Source organism: Vibrio sp. M260112 (assembly GCF_036533775.1).
In the GTDB taxonomy this organism is placed as follows: domain Bacteria; phylum Pseudomonadota; class Gammaproteobacteria; order Enterobacterales; family Vibrionaceae; genus Vibrio.
Map to the genome: position 1 here is coordinate 47003 of NZ_JATABH010000022.1, position 18653 is coordinate 65655.

The following is an 18653-nucleotide window of genomic DNA, read 5'->3' on the forward strand; positions in this document are numbered from 1 at the left end:
ATAAAGATGGCTGTTACTGAGTAAGAGCCTCTTCAAGTGCTCGTAAACACAGAGCTACATTCTCAGCACGAGCCCCATAGCCCATCAAACCAATGCGCCACGCTTTACCAGCCAAAGCGCCCAGACCTGCACCAATCTCTAAATTATAGGTGTCTAGAAGGTGGGTACGAACTTTTGCTTCATCAATGCCTTGAGGAACATAGATTGCGTTGAGCTGAGGAAGGCGAGAGCTTTCCTCGACGACAAATTCGAAACCAAGTTTTTCCAAGCCTTGTTTCAACTTTTCGTGCATAGCACGGTGACGAGCCCATGCTGATTCCAACCCTTCATTTTTCAGGATCAGCAATGCTTCATGAAGTGCATATAAGCTATTTACTGGCGCTGTATGATGGTAACTGCGTTTACCTTCTCCGCTCCAATAGCCCAACACTAAGCTTTGATCAAGGAACCAACTTTGCACTGGCGTCGTGCGTGACTGAATCTTCTCAATAGCAGCCGGTGAAAAAGTCACGGGAGACAATCCAGGTACACATGAGAGACACTTCTGACTTCCCGAATACACGGCATCAAGCTGCCATTCATCCACTTTAAGTGGCACGCCACCAAGGGAAGTCACGGCATCAACAATAGTTAGCACGCCATATTGCTTAGCGAGCTTACCTAAAGCTTCTGCATCACTGCATGCTCCTGTGGAAGTTTCAGCATGAACAAACGCAAGCACCTTAGCATCAGGGTTTGCTTTCAATGCCTGCTCGACTTTATCGATAGAAACAGGCGCGCCCCATTCATCATCGACAACTTCGGCTACACCACCAGCACGAATAACGTTTTCACGCATACGTTCGCCAAACACACCATTTCGACAAACAATCACTTTCTCGCCAGCTTCGATTAAGTTGACAAAACAGGCTTCCATTCCCGCACTGCCCGGAGCAGAAACGGCAATGGTAAACTCATTTTCCGTCTGAAACGCATATTTAAGTAGTGATTTAAGCTCGTCCATCATCGCGACAAACAATGGATCTAAATGCCCAACGGTTGGACGACTCAAGGCTTGTAAAACTTGTGGTGAGATATCTGAAGGGCCTGGCCCCATAAGAATACGGTGGGGAGGAATAAAACTTTGAATCGTCATTGGCAGCTCCTTTTGAATTATATTTTTCGTTCTATCTTTACTCATCAAACCACCTTAATCCAATTCTGGCTCTGCGACAATTAGCCCAAAGTCGTGAGGTCAAACCAGTGTCACAAGTTTGTTAAATTATAAATGCCATAAAGTTACAGATAGTCATTGACATAACTCACAGAAACACGTTCAATGCAGATCATGTGGTGGATATTTATGCCACATAGCAAATTATTTTGCAGAAGAGGAGCACTGCCCAGGTAGATGTGTTGTGGAGCCACAACTCCAAAACAACGCTTTGAGGGGGAGCAGTGCCGAGATGGATTCAAATTGTCGGTTTGAATCTATCGGTTGTTAGGGTTGAATCCCTGCAACTGTCATCAGCCCTGTCTGATGATGAGCTTCTGAGGTAAATCATTCAAATATAGACCTCTCTTTCGCTCGAATCTCTTCATCAAAGCAAAACATTGGATGTTGGTATAGCTACCAAAATTTTTTATTTCAGGAAGCCTTGGGAGAAATGCTGTGAGCAGTTTTAATGTAGCTAAATTTGGTGGGACAAGTGTCGCTAACTTTGAGGCGATGAGCCGCTGTGCTGCAATTATCGAAAACAATCCAAACACCAAACTCGTTGTAAGCAGCGCATGTTCTGGTGTGACTAACCTATTAGTTGAACTTGCCAACGGCGTTCAAGACCAAACTCGACGCAATCAAGTTCTTGTTGAACTCGCTGAAATTCACGACGCCATTATAAGCCAACTAGAAGATGCAACTCAGACTGCGACTGAGGTTTATTCAATCCTCGATACGATTACTAGCTTGGCTGAAGCGGCATCGATTCAACCTAGCCACAAACTTACCGACCACCTCGTGGCTTGTGGTGAGCTGATGTCAACACATCTGCTCACTCAACTAATGAAAGAGCGCGGCATCAATGCGGTTCGTTTTGATATTCGTGATGTTCTTCGTACAGACAGCCATTTTGGAAAAGCAGAGCCGGTATTGGAACAAATCAGCGCCTTAGCGAAACAGTTACTCGTTCCGCTATGCCAAGATTTTGTTGTGATCACACAAGGCTTTATCGGTTCCGATGACGAAGGTAACACCACGACATTAGGCCGAGGTGGCAGTGACTACAGTGCAGCATTGATTGCCGAGGCCGTAGAGGCGTCAGGACTGGAAATCTGGACAGACGTTCCAGGAATTTACACCACTGATCCACGAATCGCGCCAAAAGCATCGCCAATCCCAGAGATCAGCTTTAGTGAAGCTTCAGAGATGGCGAACTTTGGTGCCAAGATCCTGCACCCATCAACACTGGTACCCGCTTTGCGCCACGATATCCCTGTTTTCGTCGGTTCATCGAAAGAGCCAGAGAAGGGCGGCACTTGGATACGTCATCAAGTCGAAAGCTCACCACTATTCCGTGCATTGGCTTTGCGCAACAACCAAACCATGGTCACGCTACGCAGTGCCCAAATGTTCCACGCGTACGGTTTTTTGGCGAAAGTATTCGAAATACTGGCGAAGCATAAGGTATCCGTCGATCTCATCACGACATCAGAGATCAGTGTTTCTCTAACTCTTGATCAAACAGGAACATCGGGTGGCGCACCACAATTACCCGAATCAGCGCGTGTTGAACTGGAAGAGCTTTGTAGTGTAGAGGTTGAGCATAATCTCAGTGTCGTCGCTCTGATCGGTAATAACATGAGTGAAAGTAAAGGTTACGCGAAGCAGGTATTTGGTACTTTGGAGGACTTGAACTTACGAATGATTTGTTACGGCGCAAGCCCGCACAATTTATGTTTCTTGGTCAATGAATCCGTATCACGTCTCGCCATTCAAAAACTGCATGCGGAGTTGTTTGAAAAGTAGCGAGAAAATTTTGAAGGGTTGGCACACTATACCAACCCTTCAAGCTCAAAGGTTTACCTTATTCGCCTGCGACTTTCATCGATTCAAGCAAGATTGACCCAGTCTGGATTTGGGAGCGAGTTTCAACATCATTGCCCACCGCAACAATCTGGTTAAACATCTCTTTCAAGTTACTCGCAATGGTGATTTCAGACACCGGATATTGAATCTCACCGTTTTCAACCCAGAAGCCCGCAGCACCACGAGAGTAATCGCCAGTGACAACATTCACGCCTTGACCCATTACTTCGGTGACCAATAACCCCGTGCCTAGCTCTTTCAGCATTTGCTCGAAGTTCTGACCTGTCGATTTTACAAACCAGTTATGGATGCCACCAGCATGGCCTGTCGGCGTCATGTTCATCTTACGTGCTGCGTAACTAGTAAGAAGATATGTTGCAAGTACACCATCGGTAATGATTTCAAGATCTTGAGTGAAAACCCCTTCACTATCGAATGGCGTCGAGGCAAGACCTCGAAGAACGTGAGGGCGCTCCGAGGCACTAAACCACTCAGGAAGAATCTGTTTGCCAAGATGATCAAGTAAGAATGACGATTTACGGTAAAGATTGCCTCCACTGATCGCCATCACGAGATGCCCTAGCAATCCAGTGGCAACGTCAGCAGCGAACATCACTGGGTATTTACCTGTTTTCATTTTTTGCGCATCGAGACGGCTGACCGTTTTCTCAGCCGCTTTCTGGCCAACCACTTCTGGCGTCCATAAATCATCTTTATGGCGGGCGACGGTATAGCTGTAATCACGTTCCATTTCGCCATTACGCCCCTGTCCAATCACGCAACAGCTCGTACTGTGTCGGCTAGATGCATAACTCGCCAATAGGCCGTGGCTGTTACCATAAACTTTCAAGCCGTAGTGGCTGTCATAGCTTGCACCATCACTCTGTTTAATCTTATCGCTGTAAGACAAAGCCTGTCGCTCAGCAGCAATCGCGATTTGCGCAGCAACATCAGGATCAGGCGTATCAGGGTGGAACAGGTCAAGATCTGGGATTTCTTTAACCATCAATTCTTTAGGCGCTGGCCCTGCATACGGATCTTCCGATGTGTACTGAGCAATATCAAGCGCAGCAAGTACAGTCTGTTGAATCGCCTTTTCGCTCAAGTCAGATGTTGACGCACTGCCTTTGCGTTGATTGCGATATACCGTAATACCTAGAGCACCATCGCTATTAAACTCAACGTTCTCCACTTCGCACATACGAGTCGATACACTTAAGCCCGTCGTCTTGCTTATGGCCACTTCTGCAGCATCAGATTTCTCTGCTGCCATTTCCAGTGCTTTTGCCACTGCTGCTTCTAACTCAACTCTTTGTTGAGCAACTTGCTGTCTTACGTCCATATTTACTTAATTTCTCAAAATCAATTGCCATTAGAATAACAAGAATTTCGCTTTCTCCCCACGATTCTTGTTAAAATAGAGAAATAGATGTTCAAATAAGGCAGAAAGATGGCACGTAAGAATCAAAAAGCGCCATGGGAAGAGGAAGAAGAGATCATTTGGGTTAGTAAAACCGAAATGAAACGCGATATGGACGAGCTTCAAAAGTTGGGTGAAGAACTCGTTAGCCTGAAACCTTCGGTGCTTGAAAAATTTCCACTCAGTGAAGACCTTGCAGACGCAATCAAAGACGCGCAACGTTTCAAAAACGAAGCTCGTCGTCGTCAGCTTCAGTACATTGGTAGACTGATGCGTTTAGAAGATCCAGAGCCGCTGCAAGCTGCACTGGATAAAGTACGAAACAAACACTCTCAAGCAACCGCAGAGTTACACAAACTTGAGCTGTTGCGCGACCGTATCATCGAGAAAGGTGATGCTGCTATCAATGATGCAGTAGAACTATATCCCGATGCAGATCGTCAGCGTCTTCGTCAGCTAGCGCGTCAGGCAGCAAAGGAAAAATCAGCGAATAAACCACCAAAGGCATCTCGCGAAATTTTTCAAATGTTAAAAGCATTAAATGAAGCGGCGCGCTAATTAGCCTCTTCAATTAAACGCACTCTAAAGGCCGATGTCATCCATCGGCCTTTTTGTTAGAGCTATTCCCCTGCTCTAACAAAATCACTAAACGATACATTTTGATGCTGTGACGACAACTCCGTTATCTTGCCCGTCACTTCCACTTTTCCATTAGCAACATAGATAAAATCACTACCAATTGCTCTGGCATCACTAATATGATGAGTCACCATCAATACGGTAATTTGTCGCTCTCTTGCTAAGGTTTTAACCAGTCCCAGCATTTCCTCACGTAGAATCGGATCGAGAGCTGAGAAAGGTTCATCAAGTAACCAGATGGGATGAGGCTGGACGAAGCTACGAGCCAAAGCAACTCGCTGACGTTGACCACCTGAGAGTTGCTCTGGTAAACGCTCAAGGTACTCCTCAACGCCAACCTGCTTAGCCGCTTGTTCCACCTGTTTATTCTGCTCGGCAGTCAATTTCAAGCCAGGGTGTAAGCCCAATGCAATATTCTGCCTTACTGTTAAATGAGCAAATAAGTTGTGTTCTTGAAACAACATAGCAAAAGGACGTTGATGAGGTTCTTGCCCCACAAGATTGACACCGTTTACTTCAATCCGCCCACTACTAGGCTCAATAAAACCCGCAACTAAGGCCAACAGTGTCGATTTACCAGCACCACTAGGCCCCATCAAAGCCACAACAGAACCTTGTGCGATACTCACATCAAAATGAAACAACTCATCATGGTAGTAATAATCGACTTTAGTCAGCGCTAACATAATTTACCTTTGAATTCGCTTTAAGCAGTTTCTCAATCACAGCAAAACAACCGACACTGAGCATTAATAACGTTAAGGAGACTACCGCTGCAGCGTCCATTTGATAGCTACCAAGGAGTTGGAAAAGATACAGTGGTAGTGTGCGAAATTCTTGGCTACCGAACAAGGCAATCGCGCTTAGATCACCGATGGCAAACATAAAGCTAATTGCAAATGCATGGGCGAGCGGCTTCTTGAGCGCTTTCCATTCGACAACCCGAAAACGTTGCCACCCTTTCATTCCTAGACTGGCACATACATATTGGTATTGCTGTTCTATATGCAGCATCGGCTGAGCTAATGTTTTTATCACATAAGGCAGCCCCATCAAGGCATTTACAGCTACGACAACAAAGAACGCAAGGCTAAACACATCGGTAAAACTGCGCAGTAATAGAAACACACCTGTTGAAATCACTAGCCCAGGAGTGACAAGAATAATCGTCCCGATCAACTCTATATGATCCGCGCTCTTTTCCCGTTTATTGAGCCTAAACCTACGGCTAGTAATCAATATCGAGACACCCGCTATCACCGCGACAAAGCTAGCCAGCGTTGCAACTTTTACCGATGCCCATAACGCCAACCAAAAACGGCCATCGCTAAATATCTCTAGCGCCTGCTGATTGAGACCACTCAACACCACCATCAGTAACGGAGGCAAAACAAGTAACATCGCAGCACATATCCACCCCCAGTCCCAACACTTAGATGCCCGAGTGTCTTTACATAGATAGACATATCTAGACTGGCTACCTGGCGTCACCGCCATAGGTTTAGCTAAGCGTTGAATAGCCAAAGCCATAACACCACACAACATCATCTGCCAGATCGCCAGCAGAGCACCGGCCTGTAAGTCAAAATCAAATTTAATCGCTTGATAAATGGCAAGCTCAATAGTGGTTGATTTTGGGCCTCCCCCTAATGCCATTACTGTTGCAAAACTCGTAAAGCAAAGCATAAAGACCAAACCACTGACATGTAGGAGCTGTTGTCGAATACGGGGCCATTCAACCCAACGAAATTTGTCCCAGTGCCCCATCCCGAGGTGAGCACAAAGCTTATGCTGTTGCTGAGGAATCGAATCTAAAGCTTGTAATAACAGACGGGTTGCGTAAGGAAGATTAAAGAACACATGGGCAAGCAAAATACCATTCAACCCATAAATCGAAAATGGGAGTTTACTGTCTAAACTGGTAAATAACTGAGCCACTAAACCACTATTGCCATAAATAGCCAGTAGCCCAAAAACACCAACCAGCACAGGTAAAACGAGCGTGGTCGCAAACAGCTTGAGTAATAACGCTTTGCCTAGGAACTGTCGCCGCGATAGCGCGTGCGCCACAGGAATCGCCAAACCTACACTGATCACAGTCGAAAGGAATGACTGGTAGAAGCTGAACTTGGTAACATGACGATAGTAAGGATCGCTCCAAACATGACTCACATCGAGAGTTGGCGCATTGACTAGCAATGCACCTAAGGCAGAAATAACAAAGGCCGCGATAAATATCGCGACCCAAATGCCTATTTTGGGAATGTTACGCAAAAGACAACCTTAGAAAGTTAATGCGCTTTGCCACTCACGAATCCATGACTTGCGATTATCCGCCACTTCATCAGCACTAAAACCGAGAGCTTTGCTTGGTACTGTCAGAGTCTCAAAACCTTTCGGTAATGCAACTCCCGTTACTGGATACATCCAGTTACCCGTTGGCATCGCCGATTGGAAACCGTCACTGAGGATAAAATTCATAAACTCATCAGCAAGCTGTTCGTTTTTTGAACCCTTAACTTTGGCTGCCACTTCCACTTGAGTGTAATGACCTTCAGCGAAGTCTGCTGCCGCAAATTTCGCGTCGTTTTCAGCAATTAAATGATAAGCAGGTGAAGTGGTGTACGAAAGAACCAAATCAGATTCACCCTCAAGGAACATCGAGTACGCTTCTGACCAGCCTTTGGTTACGGTAACGGTTTTTTTCGCTAACTTTTGCCATGCCTGAGAAACGTCATCACCGTAGACGGACTTCATCCATAACATTAAACCTTGTCCCGGCGTTGAAGTACGTGGGTCTTGGTAGATAACTTTAAGATCGTCACGAGATTCAACCAACTCTTTCAAGCTCTTAGGTGGATTCGCCAATCTTTCCTTGTTGTAAACAAAAGCAAAATAGCCAAAGTCATAAGGAACAAAGGTCTTGTCATCCCAGCCATTCGGCAGAGTCACAGCACTGGTATCGACATTATGTTGGCTAAGCAAACCCGTTTTCTTCGCTTCTGCCATTAAGTTGTTGTCTAGCCCCAAAACGATGTCCGCTTTGCTGTTTTCCCCTTCTAGACGTAAGCGATTTAGTATCGATACACCATCATCTAACGCGACAAAATTAACGTCACAGCCACACTGTGCTTCGAATGCTTTTTCTACCGTAGGGCCTGGACCCCAATCCGCGGCGAAGGAATCGTAAGTGTAAACAGTCAAGGTTTTGTCTGCTGCAAGAGCAGAAAAGGACGTTAGGCTAACAACAGCCAGAGTACTGATTGAAATGGTATTTAGAGTGGTTTTCACTGCTCGCTCTCTCCTTGTATGAGCGGCACAGGCTTGAGGGACAATGTGGTTAAGGATGTCCAGACTCAATTCCTACGCCAGCATTATCTGGTTCAGGTACACGGGTCCCGAGCAAAGCTCGATCTCAGCTGAGTCCAATATAAATGGCCTCTATCGCTCCCCGATGAGTAACGGACAAATTGTAATAGTTATGTGACTCAATAGCTAGAGTTGATGAGAGGAACTCTTAACTACGTTGGTCATATCCCCAACGCGGTACTAAGCCCTGCTCAATGCCAAGATGATCTAAAATACGTGCGACCATGAAATCGACAAGATCTTCTATCGACTTGGGTTGATGATAAAAACCTGGAGCCGCAGGCATAATCGTGACACCCATCTGCGACAATTTGAGCATGTTTTCCAAATGAAGAGTCGAAAACGGAGTCTCCCTCACCACCAAAAGAAGCTGTCCACGCTCCTTCATCACCACATCCGCTGCTCGCTCGATAAGATTATCCGACATCCCATGTGCAATCGCGGCTACACTACCGGCTGAGCAAGGACACACTACCATCTGTTTTGGTGCAGCAGATCCCGAAGCAACAGGAGAAAACCAGTCATCCTTGCCGCAGACAACCAGTTTTTCTGGGGCACATTTAAAATGGTCAACCAACGCTTGCTGTGTGGCTTCAGGGTGAGCGGGCAATTTCAGATCATGCTCGGTAGCGAGAACCACACGAGCGGCAGACGAAATCAGCAGATAAACTTGATAGTCCGCAGCAAGTAAGCACTCTAAAAGCCGCAATCCGTAAGGCGCACCGGATGCTCCAGTAAAAGCTAAAGTGATGGCTTTATGTTGTTTGTTCATTCTTTAAAACTACGTTATTGAGCCAGTTTATCCACCAGCTTAGTGTGAATACCTTCAAAGCCACCATTGCTCATCACAAGAATGTGATCACCCGCTTTCGCACTCGTCACGATCTTCTCCACAAGTTCATCAATCTGTGCGCTCACTTGGGCAGGTTGGTGGCACTGATTGGCTACATCTTCCACCGACCAATCAATGTTGTCAGGCTGGTAAAGAAACACTTCGTCAGCGGTTGCCAATGATGCCGCTAAGGTTTCCTTATGAACACCACGTTTCATCGTTGCGCTGCGCGGTTCCAATACCGCAATAATTTTCTCTTTGCCGACCTTGTTACGTAATCCACCTAGGGTAAGTTCAATTGCGGTAGGATGATGAGCAAAATCGTCGTAGACGGTCACACCGTTCACTTCACCTTTCAGTTCCAGACGACGCTTAGTATTAATAAATTTAGCCAATGACTCACAGGCCAAATCTGGTGTCACTCCGACATGGCGCGCCGCTGCAATCGCCATCAAGGCATTATCGACGTTGTGGTCACCAACCAAGTCCCATCGAACAATACCCACTTCTTCGCCTTGGAAGAACACCTTAAACTGAGAACCATCTACAATCAGCTTCTCAGCCTGCCAATCGCCCTCTTCACCGCTAAATTCAGTCTCACTCCAGCAACCGCGTTCTAATACATCGGCAAGATCAGCATCTTGCTTAGGCGCGAGAATACGACCATTTCCAGGAACGGTACGAACAAGGTGATGGAATTGTCGCTTAATCGCTTCTAAATCATCAAAGATATCCGCATGATCGAACTCAAGATTGTTCATCACTAAAGTGCGTGGGTGGTAATGTACAAACTTAGAACGCTTGTCAAAAAAAGCACTGTCGTATTCATCTGCTTCGACGACAAAAAAGACACTTTCGCCTAAACGTGCTGAAACACCGAAGTTTCCTAGTACGCCACCAACAAGAAATCCTGGCTGATAGCCACAGTCCTCTAAGATCCAAGCAAGCATGCTCGAAGTCGTTGTCTTGCCATGTGTACCCGACACCGCTAGCACCCAACGGTCATGGAGTAGAAACTCTTGCAACCATTGCGGTCCAGAAGTGTAACGAATTTGGCTGTTTAGCACGTACTCAACGCACGGATTACCTCGACTCATTGCATTACCGATAACAACCAGATCCGGTGCTGGGTCAAGCTGAGATGGGTCAAAGCCTTCTATGATTTCAATACCTTGCGATTCCAGCAACGTACTCATCGGTGGATAAACATTCGCGTCACTACCTGTCACTTTGTGTCCAAGCTGACGAGCGAGTATCGCTGCGCCACCCATGAAGGTGCCACATATTCCCAAGATATGAATGTGCATAACTGACTTTGTCCTAGGCAAAAATTATCTGTTCATTATGGCGACAAAGCACTGAAAAGCGAACTACTTTGATCACCAATAATGATGTTAACCCATTCAGTTGATTACTCTTCATCCACACAAACTGGCACGGTCATCAATGCAAGCCGAAGATGAGTCGACAAATAAATTGAGATCTCAAGCAGTTAGTTCATTACCAATAAAAAGATCTTACTTTTAGAATTAACACGGGCACTGATTCAAGATCCGTAAGAGATAGACACTGTCCATCCCCCCATATTTTTGAGCGACTTTTTAAAGGAAAAACCATGTCTGGAATGCGCACCCTTGGCGAGTTCATTGTTGAAAAGCAAGCGGACTTCCCCCACGCTAGCGGTGATCTATCATCCCTACTCTCTTCTATTCGTCTTGCGGCCAAAATTGTTAACCGAGAAATTAACGCAGCTGGCCTAGGTGATATTACTGGTGCTGTTGGCACTGCGAATGTTCAAGGCGAAGACCAGCAAAAGCTAGATGTTTATGCTAACGACAAATTTAAAGCCGCTCTTGAAGCTCGAGATCAAGTGTGCGGTGTCGCGAGTGAAGAAGAAGATGAAGCGGTAGCGTTTAATAAAGAACTCAACAAAAATGCTAAGTACGTTGTTTTGATGGACCCACTAGATGGTTCTTCCAACATCGACGTTAACGTTTCTGTTGGTACTATCTTCTCAATCTACCGTCGTGTGTCCCCTATCGGCACACCACCGACAGAAGAAGATTTCCTTCAACCAGGCCACAAACAAGTTGCTGCAGGTTATGTTATCTATGGTTCTTCAACCATGTTGGTATACACAACAGGTAACGGGGTTAATGGCTTTACCTACGATCCATCGCTAGGTACGTTCTGCCTTTCTCACGAGAATATGATGATCCCACAAGATGGAAGCATCTACTCGATTAACGAAGGTAACTACATTCGTTTCCCTCTTGGCGTGAAGAAATACATCAAGTACTGTCAGGAAAACGCCCCAAGTGAACATCGCCCATATACTTCACGTTATATCGGCTCACTCGTTGCTGACTTCCACCGTAACTTACTCAAGGGCGGTATCTACCTTTACCCAAGTACGCAAAGCCACCCAAACGGTAAACTTCGTCTATTGTACGAGTGTAACCCTATGGCTTATATCATTGAACAAGCGGGCGGTGTTGCCTCTGACGGTGTAAACCGAATCATGGACATCAAACCTACCGAGCTTCACCAGCGCGTCCCTTTCTTTGTCGGGTCGAAAAACATGGTGAAAAAGGTCGAAGAGTTTTTAGAGCTTAATCGCGAAGAAAACTAACCTTTGCACACAAAAGAGCCGACAGTTGTCGGCTCTTTTTCTAGGTTAGAACATCGACCCCGCAGTAGAGTTTCGACCTGATATATAATCTTGACTAAAGAAGGGATCGAGCTGATCGCAAATACCCTGATAAGGTCTTCCTTGCACGCCCAACATATAAGCATTCTGCCCGCAGTAATTAAGACGCCCTTGTTGATAACCTTTGGTGTAGGCGTCATAAAGTGCCTGATTAAAAAAGCTGCCGCTATCTAGCTTGGCAAGTTACCTCTCAGATTGCTGTATATAACCCTTCGCTCTTAGTTGAATTCAAACTGATACAGTACATCCACTGCACTATCTACACCGGAAATTGCTTCTAAGTAGAGATCCTGCATTAATCGATATCGCACAGTAAACTCACCCACTGAATCAAAAATACCGACGCCATACTTCACCTGTAGCCCAGGTAAAATATAGCCGCTCACCGTTACCTGCGAGTCATCGCCGGAGCCTGCTGTATCAAGTTGGAGATCTTGTACACCAAACGCTTGTCCGATCTCACCGACAACACGGCCACTCTTGGCCAAGCTCAATCCAATCAAAGTGGTGGTCATGGCATTCCCCCCGGCCTCACCATCAATATCCTGCCCCCTGAGCAAATAGGATAGTGCATTTGCCTGTGGCATCGCAGGATCAGAGAAGATGGTCACTGTCGGCTCGCTGGCTGGTCCTGTCACCTTAACACCTGCCGTCACATCATCTTGCGTGTTGTCCGGATTTCGAATAGCAGAAATCTGCACATACGGTTGATCAACAGGACCATTCATTAAGATCTTACCTTCATTGATAATCAGATCCTGACCAAATGAACGGTACGAACCATTAGTGATGTTAACTTCACCCGTTACAAATGGTCCTTTGTCTTTTTGTGCAACATTGAGCTTACCAACCAAACCACCTTCAAGACCAAATGCAGACAACTTAAAATCATCGCCAATCTTAATATTGATATTGGTTTCTAGTGCAAATGGGACTTTACTTTCCGATTCAATCGGCTCTAGATCATCGTTCAGTAAAACCTGATCTTTGGACACTCCGACCGCACTTGGCGGTAACTCTTCAACCACAATTCGTCCCCAAGGTAATGCGATGTCTCCATCTACTCGGACGACCTTTGGCGAAGCAGAAATGGTCATATCCGGTTGCACTTTGATCTTCACCATTGGCGGAACGTTAACCAATAACTCCTCTGCAAAGACTCGAATGTTGGAGTTCCAATCTTTCAGGTCATTCCAATCCGCGTCACCGGAAACTTCTAGGTTCCCATCTGGGGTATGGATGGTCGCGGCCAATGAAGCGTCATAACCCGCAAAATTAATAGCTACACGTCCTGAATCAACTTCGACCGGTGAGATCTCCCCTTGAAGCAAGATATCATCGACAACAAACTGACCATTCACCTTGGGATGTAACGCTGAACCGCTAATCTGTAGATCCGTACTTAGATTGGATTCTAACTTACTGTACTCACCAATTATCGGCGCCAAGAAATCTAGGTTAAATGTGCTCAATTTAAAACGGCCATCTAACTGCTTATCTTTCTCTAAAACGTTAGGAATCGTAACGTTACCTGAGATATCACCATTGTTGCTAATGTCCAACATCCAGTCTGCTTCGAGCTTATTGTCGACTAAGTTAGCATTGAGGTTAACATTCTCCCAACCGATCTTAACTGGCTGTTCGAGTTGTTGCGTTACCTGTCCCTGAGTTAAATCGACGGAAGCTTTGAGCTGCGGAGCACTATCCGGAGCCCATTTAGCCCACACATTTGCATTGGCGGCACCTTTGATGAGCGTTTCTTTGGGCAGAAAAGCCTTTATCTGTTCGAAGTTGAAGCTTGTAAGGCTCAACGCTGCTTCGCCGCTTTGACCGACCTTAATATCCTTATCGAGACACAAGCTAGAATCCGCCTGAAGCCAACAATGAGCAGCGACTGCAACTTGCTGCGTCGCCATCTCAAAGCCCAGTTTGGTGGCTTGGTTTAGACGCCATTCACCCTGTTGTGAAGAGATATTCATCCGCTCTAGGGTGCCGTTCCATACAAAATCAGGCTTATCCACCAGAACACCATTGAGCGCAAAACTGGTTGAGGCAATATTCGAAATAACATCAAGCTGCAACTGATGCTGCTGTTGTGTGCCCAAAAAATTCATGCTGACATTATCAACTCGGTAGTCTTGATATTTAGCTTGAGTGACTTTCAACGCTAATTGACCACTCGGAGTGGGAAGTGGTGTTACACTGCCTTTGAGCTCAATCTTTGCTACTTGAGCTTGCTTTTGCCAATCAACAGCCGAAACGTTTAACGCAAGGCCAACTTTCGGCTCTTTCAACACACCACGCAATGAGACATTTCCCACGGCTTTACCCTGCAAATCGGGAACGGTTTTGATCAAATCAGGAAAGTTTATCGCCAGATCAAGACGCCATTCTTTATCCAATTCACCTTTTGCTTTAATGCTATTCGGACCATGTGACAATACGAGTCCGGTAGTGCGCAAACTTAACTCACCGTTGCCCTTGCTATCTTTAGCGCTCAGCGCTCCTTCGATATTGAGAGGGTAATCGCGCAAGATACCGTCAATGTCGAGCTTAGGTACTTCAATCGTCCAGCCACCTTGTTCAGTAAGTGCACCTGTTGTTGAAATAACACCACTTATATCACCTTCCGCTTCAGGCCATTGCAGCCCAGGTTGTATATGAGTGAGAGATAAGTTAGCGGCCCAGTTCACAGGAGCTCTCCAATCAGCCATTATGTCGCCAGACACGGAGCCTCCGAGTGTATCGACATCGATTTTACTCAGATTAACATGAGACAAATCTCCCTCACCTTGCAATGACACCCCAACATCAGGAACATCTTTACCTTTTACATCGGTGATAAGAGAGAGTTGGTATCCATCTAATGAACCCTTAGCCTTTAACTCGTCGAGAGAAACAAAGTAATCACCTTTCCCAATCATCGGCCATTGTGCTTTAGCTTTTAGCAACGAGATATCAAAAGGAACATTCGGTTCTAACGGCTGTAATTGAGCAGATAACTGAGCTTGAGCCAAACCCGTTAAGTTCGCCGCTAATCCTAAATCCGCGACACTACCTGACACTTTTAAATCTATCTTTTGTCCCGCAGCAATTTCTTCTTTAATGGTTGCATCTAGTGCAAGCGACAACGGATAGTCACCGCTCAGTTTAATGTCTGTTTTTAATTGCGCCTCAACTTGAGGCATGTCGAGTTCTAAAGTATCAATAACGACCTGTGAACCTTTCGCTTTGGCGGCAAGGCCAAGATGGTTGACAATGATCGGCGTCTCTTGATCAAGCTTGAAGTTTTCAACATCGAGACGTACGAGTTCAACCTGAAGCGGCAATTTCACTTCTGGTAGAGTGATCGCTTGTGCCTCTTCCGTCGTCGGAGATGCTGGCGACTCTTGGGGATTCTTACTTTCTTCATCTGAGCTTGGGGCAAGCTTGACTAATGGGTCGAGAAACTTGGTCTTGTTAATGCGTAAGCGATTACCCTGAAAAGAAGCGCTCGACGTAAATAAACGCCAAGAGATCTGGTTTCCAAGCACATCGAAATTAATATCTTCAAGCTTAAGCCAACTCACTTTTATTGGAACTGGTGACGTAATGTTTGTTGTTGCCGTTTCTGGCGCAGTTTCTGTCTCGGGAGTTGAAGGAGGCAACTGCGGCATAGAAAAATTCAGACCTTTAATGGCTAACTCATCGATACACACTCTCGGTTCAGTGAGACACGTTGGCGTTACGGCCAAAGTAAGCGAGGTAATCTTTGTGTCTACTTGCAAGTCGTCATCTTTGAATACGACGCCATGTAACGTAAAGCGAGGGAATAGCGCTCCCTGAGTCGAAGAAACCGTTAGCTGAGGAACAAATTTCTCAGCCCCCCATAGAGCAAGATTCAATCCGGTATTGGTAAAAAGCAATCCACCCAATGCCAGTAAAATCACTACCATTAATGCGGCAAAGATCAGTGATATCCATTTTGACCACTTAATTACAACATGGGTCATAGTTCAGGTCCTAAGGTAAAGTGGATCTGGAATTCATCGCCTTTTGCCGCGTCTAAGCCCCAGGCAAAATCGAATCTAATTGGTCCGACGGGGGAAGCCCAACGAATACCAACCCCTGTTCCTCGTTTTAGATCCGGTGTGTCATTAAATGCGTCACCTACATCATAGAAGACGGCCCCCCACCAGTTACCATAAACTCGGTATTGATACTCCAGTGAGCTGGTCGCTAAATACTTAGCACCTGTCAAAGCGCCACTGGCATCTGTTGGCGAGATAGATTCGTAGCCATAACCACGTAAATTGTTGTCACCACCAGCGAAGAAACGTAGAGATGGCGATAGTTTCTCAAACTCTTCAGCAAAGTTAGCACCACCATCAATACGGAAAATGCCTCGGTGGTTTTCACCTACACCGCGAATCCACGTCATCGCGCCCAGCAAACGCGTCACTCGCGTCTCTGACAACATACTAGGGTCACCATACTCAACGGTTAAGCTCTGTCGGTCACCCCACATTGGCATAGCCCCGCCTCGAATTCGACTACGTGAAAAGGAGATACCAGGTAAAAGGAACTGCGCATTGTCATCTTGTAAGCCCTGTTCATAGTTCTCCAGTAGATATCTTATGTAGAGCGTTCTATGCCAGCCATTATCCAACACCCAGTGCCTCTCCAAAGCAAGATTGGATTCCAGACTTTTGGTGTCACGGCTATCAAGGTTTTTCATACCATATTGAATTCGGTAGTACTCTTTCAATACGTCGTCTAACGGAATGCGATAACCGGCGGTGATCGTCTGCTCAGGCGCAGAGAGAGAAAAACTACTGTCAAAGCTATGACCTCGGCTGTTTACCCAGGGTTTCTTCCATTTTAATGATCCACGGACACCCACATCCGTCGAATAGCCAAGACCCGTTTCAAGCTGGTTTCTCGCCTGAGGCGCGAGAGAGACTTTCATTGGCAGTTCTCTTGCCTCGCCCAATTGAGTCAAGTCTGGTTCCACAAATACTGACGAAAACCAGTCGGTATTGGACAGGTTTTGATTGTACTCGCCCACCTTAGCCACCAAGTAAGGTTCTCCCTGCTTGTATGGTGAAATTGACTCAACGCGATCATCTTCGATTTGGCTTCCAGTAATGCTATTCGCGCCAAAATGGTAGCGAATACCACTATTAAACTCGAGTCGGATAAACGCCTGATTTAGGCTAGGGGCAACTTCGAGACGGCTCTGCGTAAACTCGCCTTCGAAATACCCTCTCTGCAAGGCAAGGTTACGAATCGAACTTTTGAGTGAGTCATAATGATTGTGTTGCAGAGCACTCCCCTGCTGCAAACCACTTTTCTCAATCAAGGCTTGAAACTCAGGATCATTCTCTGCTTCACCTGTTATCTGGATATCCAACTGCGCTATGGTCGTTACTGGGCCAGGATCAATATTAACGGTCACCAGTTTTTGATCATCAGAGACTTTAAAATCGTAACTAGGATGGTAGTAACCCAGTGCATTTAGTGATTCAGTGAAGTTACGCTCTAAACGTGCTTTAAACCTAAGGCTGACTTCATAGTCTTGTTCAGGAATCGAAGATAGATAAGCTTCTACATTGTCCAATAGTACACCATCGACACCATTGATCTTGAGATCAACTTCATTTGCCCACACTGGAAACGTGAGTGAAGCTAGGGTGATTAGGACTGGTAAAGGTTTGATGATCATGCTTAATTATCTATCTCCATAACGTTAGGCAATAATAACGCCTGAAAAAAAATAAGTCTGTATGAAAACAGTCAACTAGGCGGTCTATCTCATAATACACAGCAAGGAAACTCACGATGCTCAACAAACAAACTATGATTACCGCGCAAGAAGCGCTGCCAGGCAGAAACACACCACTCACCATCGACGATAGTCATTTCGTCAATCAATCCAGTTTGACCGCTGAACCTCCACAAGGTTGCGAACAAGTTCTATTTGGTATGGGCTGTTTTTGGGGAGCTGAACGACTTTTTTGGCAACTCGATGGCGTAGTCAGCACATCGGTCGGCTATTCTGGTGGTTTCACACCGAATCCAACTTATCAAGAAGTATGTAGTGGTCAGACAGGACATACTGAAGTCGTTCGTGTTGTCTTTGATACTCAAGTGATCTCTTTTGAACAACTGTTGCATGCTTTTTGGGAAAAACACAATCCTACTCAAGGTATGCGTCAAGGTAATGACCTCGGCACTCAATACCGATCTGCTATTTATGTATATAGTGACGAACAGTATCAAACCGCCAGTGCTTCCAAACAGGCTTACCAAGCTCTACTGGGTGACGATGTGCAATCGATCACCACTGAGATTCTGCCCGCGGGTAAGTACTATTACGCAGAGAACTACCACCAGCAATATCTGGCTAAAAATCCCGACGGCTACTGTGGTTTGGGTGGTACTGGAGTCTGTTTTCCTCCCCAGTAAGAACAAAACCCATTTGGGCCAGATCCTATCACTTAACGTGTTCGCAACGCACTGGATAGCAAACCATACTGTTGCGAACGACCCCTCTGTAGCAGTGGGGTATTTTCTGATTTTTCATCATTTGTGATTGTTCACAGTCCCCTCGGTGCATTTCTTGCTTCCGGGCAACTTT

General features: G+C 45.9%; 13 protein-coding genes, 1 pseudogene and 2 riboswitches. Of the genes and pseudogenes, 4 read left to right on the forward strand and 10 right to left on the reverse strand.

What is annotated here, in order from left to right; genetic code table 11:
- Positions 1-13 precede the first annotated feature (13 nt).
- A complete protein-coding gene (locus QTN95_RS11420) occupies positions 14-1135 on the reverse strand; it encodes a pyridoxal-phosphate-dependent aminotransferase family protein (protein WP_331417564.1) in 1122 nt (373 codons plus the stop codon).
- A 225-nt stretch (positions 1136-1360) separates the two neighbouring features.
- Positions 1361-1538, forward strand: a riboswitch (Lysine riboswitch).
- 113 nt (positions 1539-1651) lie between these two features.
- Here QTN95_RS11420 and lysC point away from each other — a divergent pair.
- Positions 1652-3004, forward strand: a complete 1353-nt coding sequence (lysC, locus tag QTN95_RS11425; protein ID WP_331417565.1) for a lysine-sensitive aspartokinase 3 — start codon at positions 1652-1654, stop codon at positions 3002-3004.
- 58 nt (positions 3005-3062) lie between these two features.
- Here the strand turns inward: lysC and pmbA are convergent, their stop codons facing one another.
- On the reverse strand, positions 3063-4406 hold the full coding sequence (gene pmbA, locus QTN95_RS11430) for a metalloprotease PmbA (RefSeq protein WP_331417566.1): 1344 nt from the start codon (positions 4404-4406) through the stop codon (positions 3063-3065).
- Positions 4407-4514: 108 nt separating this feature from the next.
- Between pmbA and yjgA the strand changes: the two genes are divergently transcribed.
- On the forward strand, positions 4515-5042 hold the full coding sequence (yjgA, locus tag QTN95_RS11435; protein WP_331417567.1) for a ribosome biogenesis factor YjgA: 528 nt from the start codon (positions 4515-4517) through the stop codon (positions 5040-5042).
- Positions 5043-5104: 62 nt separating this feature from the next.
- Here yjgA and thiQ read toward each other — a convergent pair whose 3' ends face one another.
- The 5 genes from thiQ to mpl form a co-directional block, all read right to left on the reverse strand.
- Positions 5105-5809 carry a thiamine ABC transporter ATP-binding protein gene (gene thiQ / locus QTN95_RS11440; RefSeq protein WP_331417568.1) on the reverse strand — a complete coding sequence of 235 codons (705 nt, stop codon included), beginning with the start codon at positions 5807-5809 and terminating at the stop codon, positions 5105-5107.
- Positions 5793-7397 carry a thiamine/thiamine pyrophosphate ABC transporter permease ThiP gene (gene thiP, locus QTN95_RS11445; protein ID WP_331417569.1) on the reverse strand — a complete coding sequence of 535 codons (1605 nt, stop codon included), beginning with the start codon at positions 7395-7397 and terminating at the stop codon, positions 5793-5795. Before thiP ends, thiQ begins: the two co-directional genes overlap by 17 nt.
- A gap of 9 nt (positions 7398-7406) precedes the next feature.
- Positions 7407-8414: a thiamine ABC transporter substrate binding subunit gene (gene thiB, locus QTN95_RS11450; protein ID WP_331417570.1), complete on the reverse strand. Its 1008-nt coding sequence runs from the start codon at positions 8412-8414 to the stop codon at positions 7407-7409.
- 52 nt (positions 8415-8466) lie between these two features.
- Positions 8467-8587, reverse strand: a riboswitch (TPP riboswitch).
- Between the two features lie 53 nt (positions 8588-8640).
- Positions 8641-9264, reverse strand: a complete 624-nt coding sequence (locus tag QTN95_RS11455; protein ID WP_138973853.1) for a flavin prenyltransferase UbiX — start codon at positions 9262-9264, stop codon at positions 8641-8643.
- A gap of 14 nt (positions 9265-9278) precedes the next feature.
- Entirely contained in the window at positions 9279-10631 is a 1353-nt protein-coding gene (gene mpl, locus QTN95_RS11460; protein WP_138973854.1) for a UDP-N-acetylmuramate:L-alanyl-gamma-D-glutamyl-meso-diaminopimelate ligase, read from the reverse strand.
- A 308-nt stretch (positions 10632-10939) separates the two neighbouring features.
- Here mpl and fbp point away from each other — a divergent pair, with 308 nt between their 5' ends.
- Positions 10940-11956 carry a class 1 fructose-bisphosphatase gene (gene fbp / locus QTN95_RS11465; RefSeq protein WP_138973855.1) on the forward strand — a complete coding sequence of 339 codons (1017 nt, stop codon included), beginning with the start codon at positions 10940-10942 and terminating at the stop codon, positions 11954-11956.
- Positions 11957-12001: 45 nt separating this feature from the next.
- On the opposite strand, the pseudogene QTN95_RS11470 reads toward fbp, so the two are convergent.
- From QTN95_RS11470 to tamA, 3 genes and pseudogenes are all read right to left on the reverse strand, one after another.
- A pseudogene (locus QTN95_RS11470) lies at positions 12002-12166 on the reverse strand (DUF2799 domain-containing protein); the annotation flags it as partial.
- Between the two features lie 86 nt (positions 12167-12252).
- Positions 12253-16026: an autotransporter assembly complex protein TamB gene (gene tamB, locus QTN95_RS11475; RefSeq protein WP_331417571.1), complete on the reverse strand. Its 3774-nt coding sequence runs from the start codon at positions 16024-16026 to the stop codon at positions 12253-12255.
- A complete protein-coding gene (gene tamA, locus QTN95_RS11480) occupies positions 16023-17738 on the reverse strand; it encodes an autotransporter assembly complex protein TamA (RefSeq protein ID WP_331417572.1) in 1716 nt (571 codons plus the stop codon). Before tamA ends, tamB begins: the two co-directional genes overlap by 4 nt.
- A gap of 116 nt (positions 17739-17854) precedes the next feature.
- On the opposite strand from tamA, the gene msrA reads away from it, so the two are divergent.
- Entirely contained in the window at positions 17855-18481 is a 627-nt protein-coding gene (gene msrA / locus QTN95_RS11485; RefSeq protein ID WP_138973858.1) for a peptide-methionine (S)-S-oxide reductase MsrA, read from the forward strand.
- Positions 18482-18653: the final 172 nt, after the last annotated feature.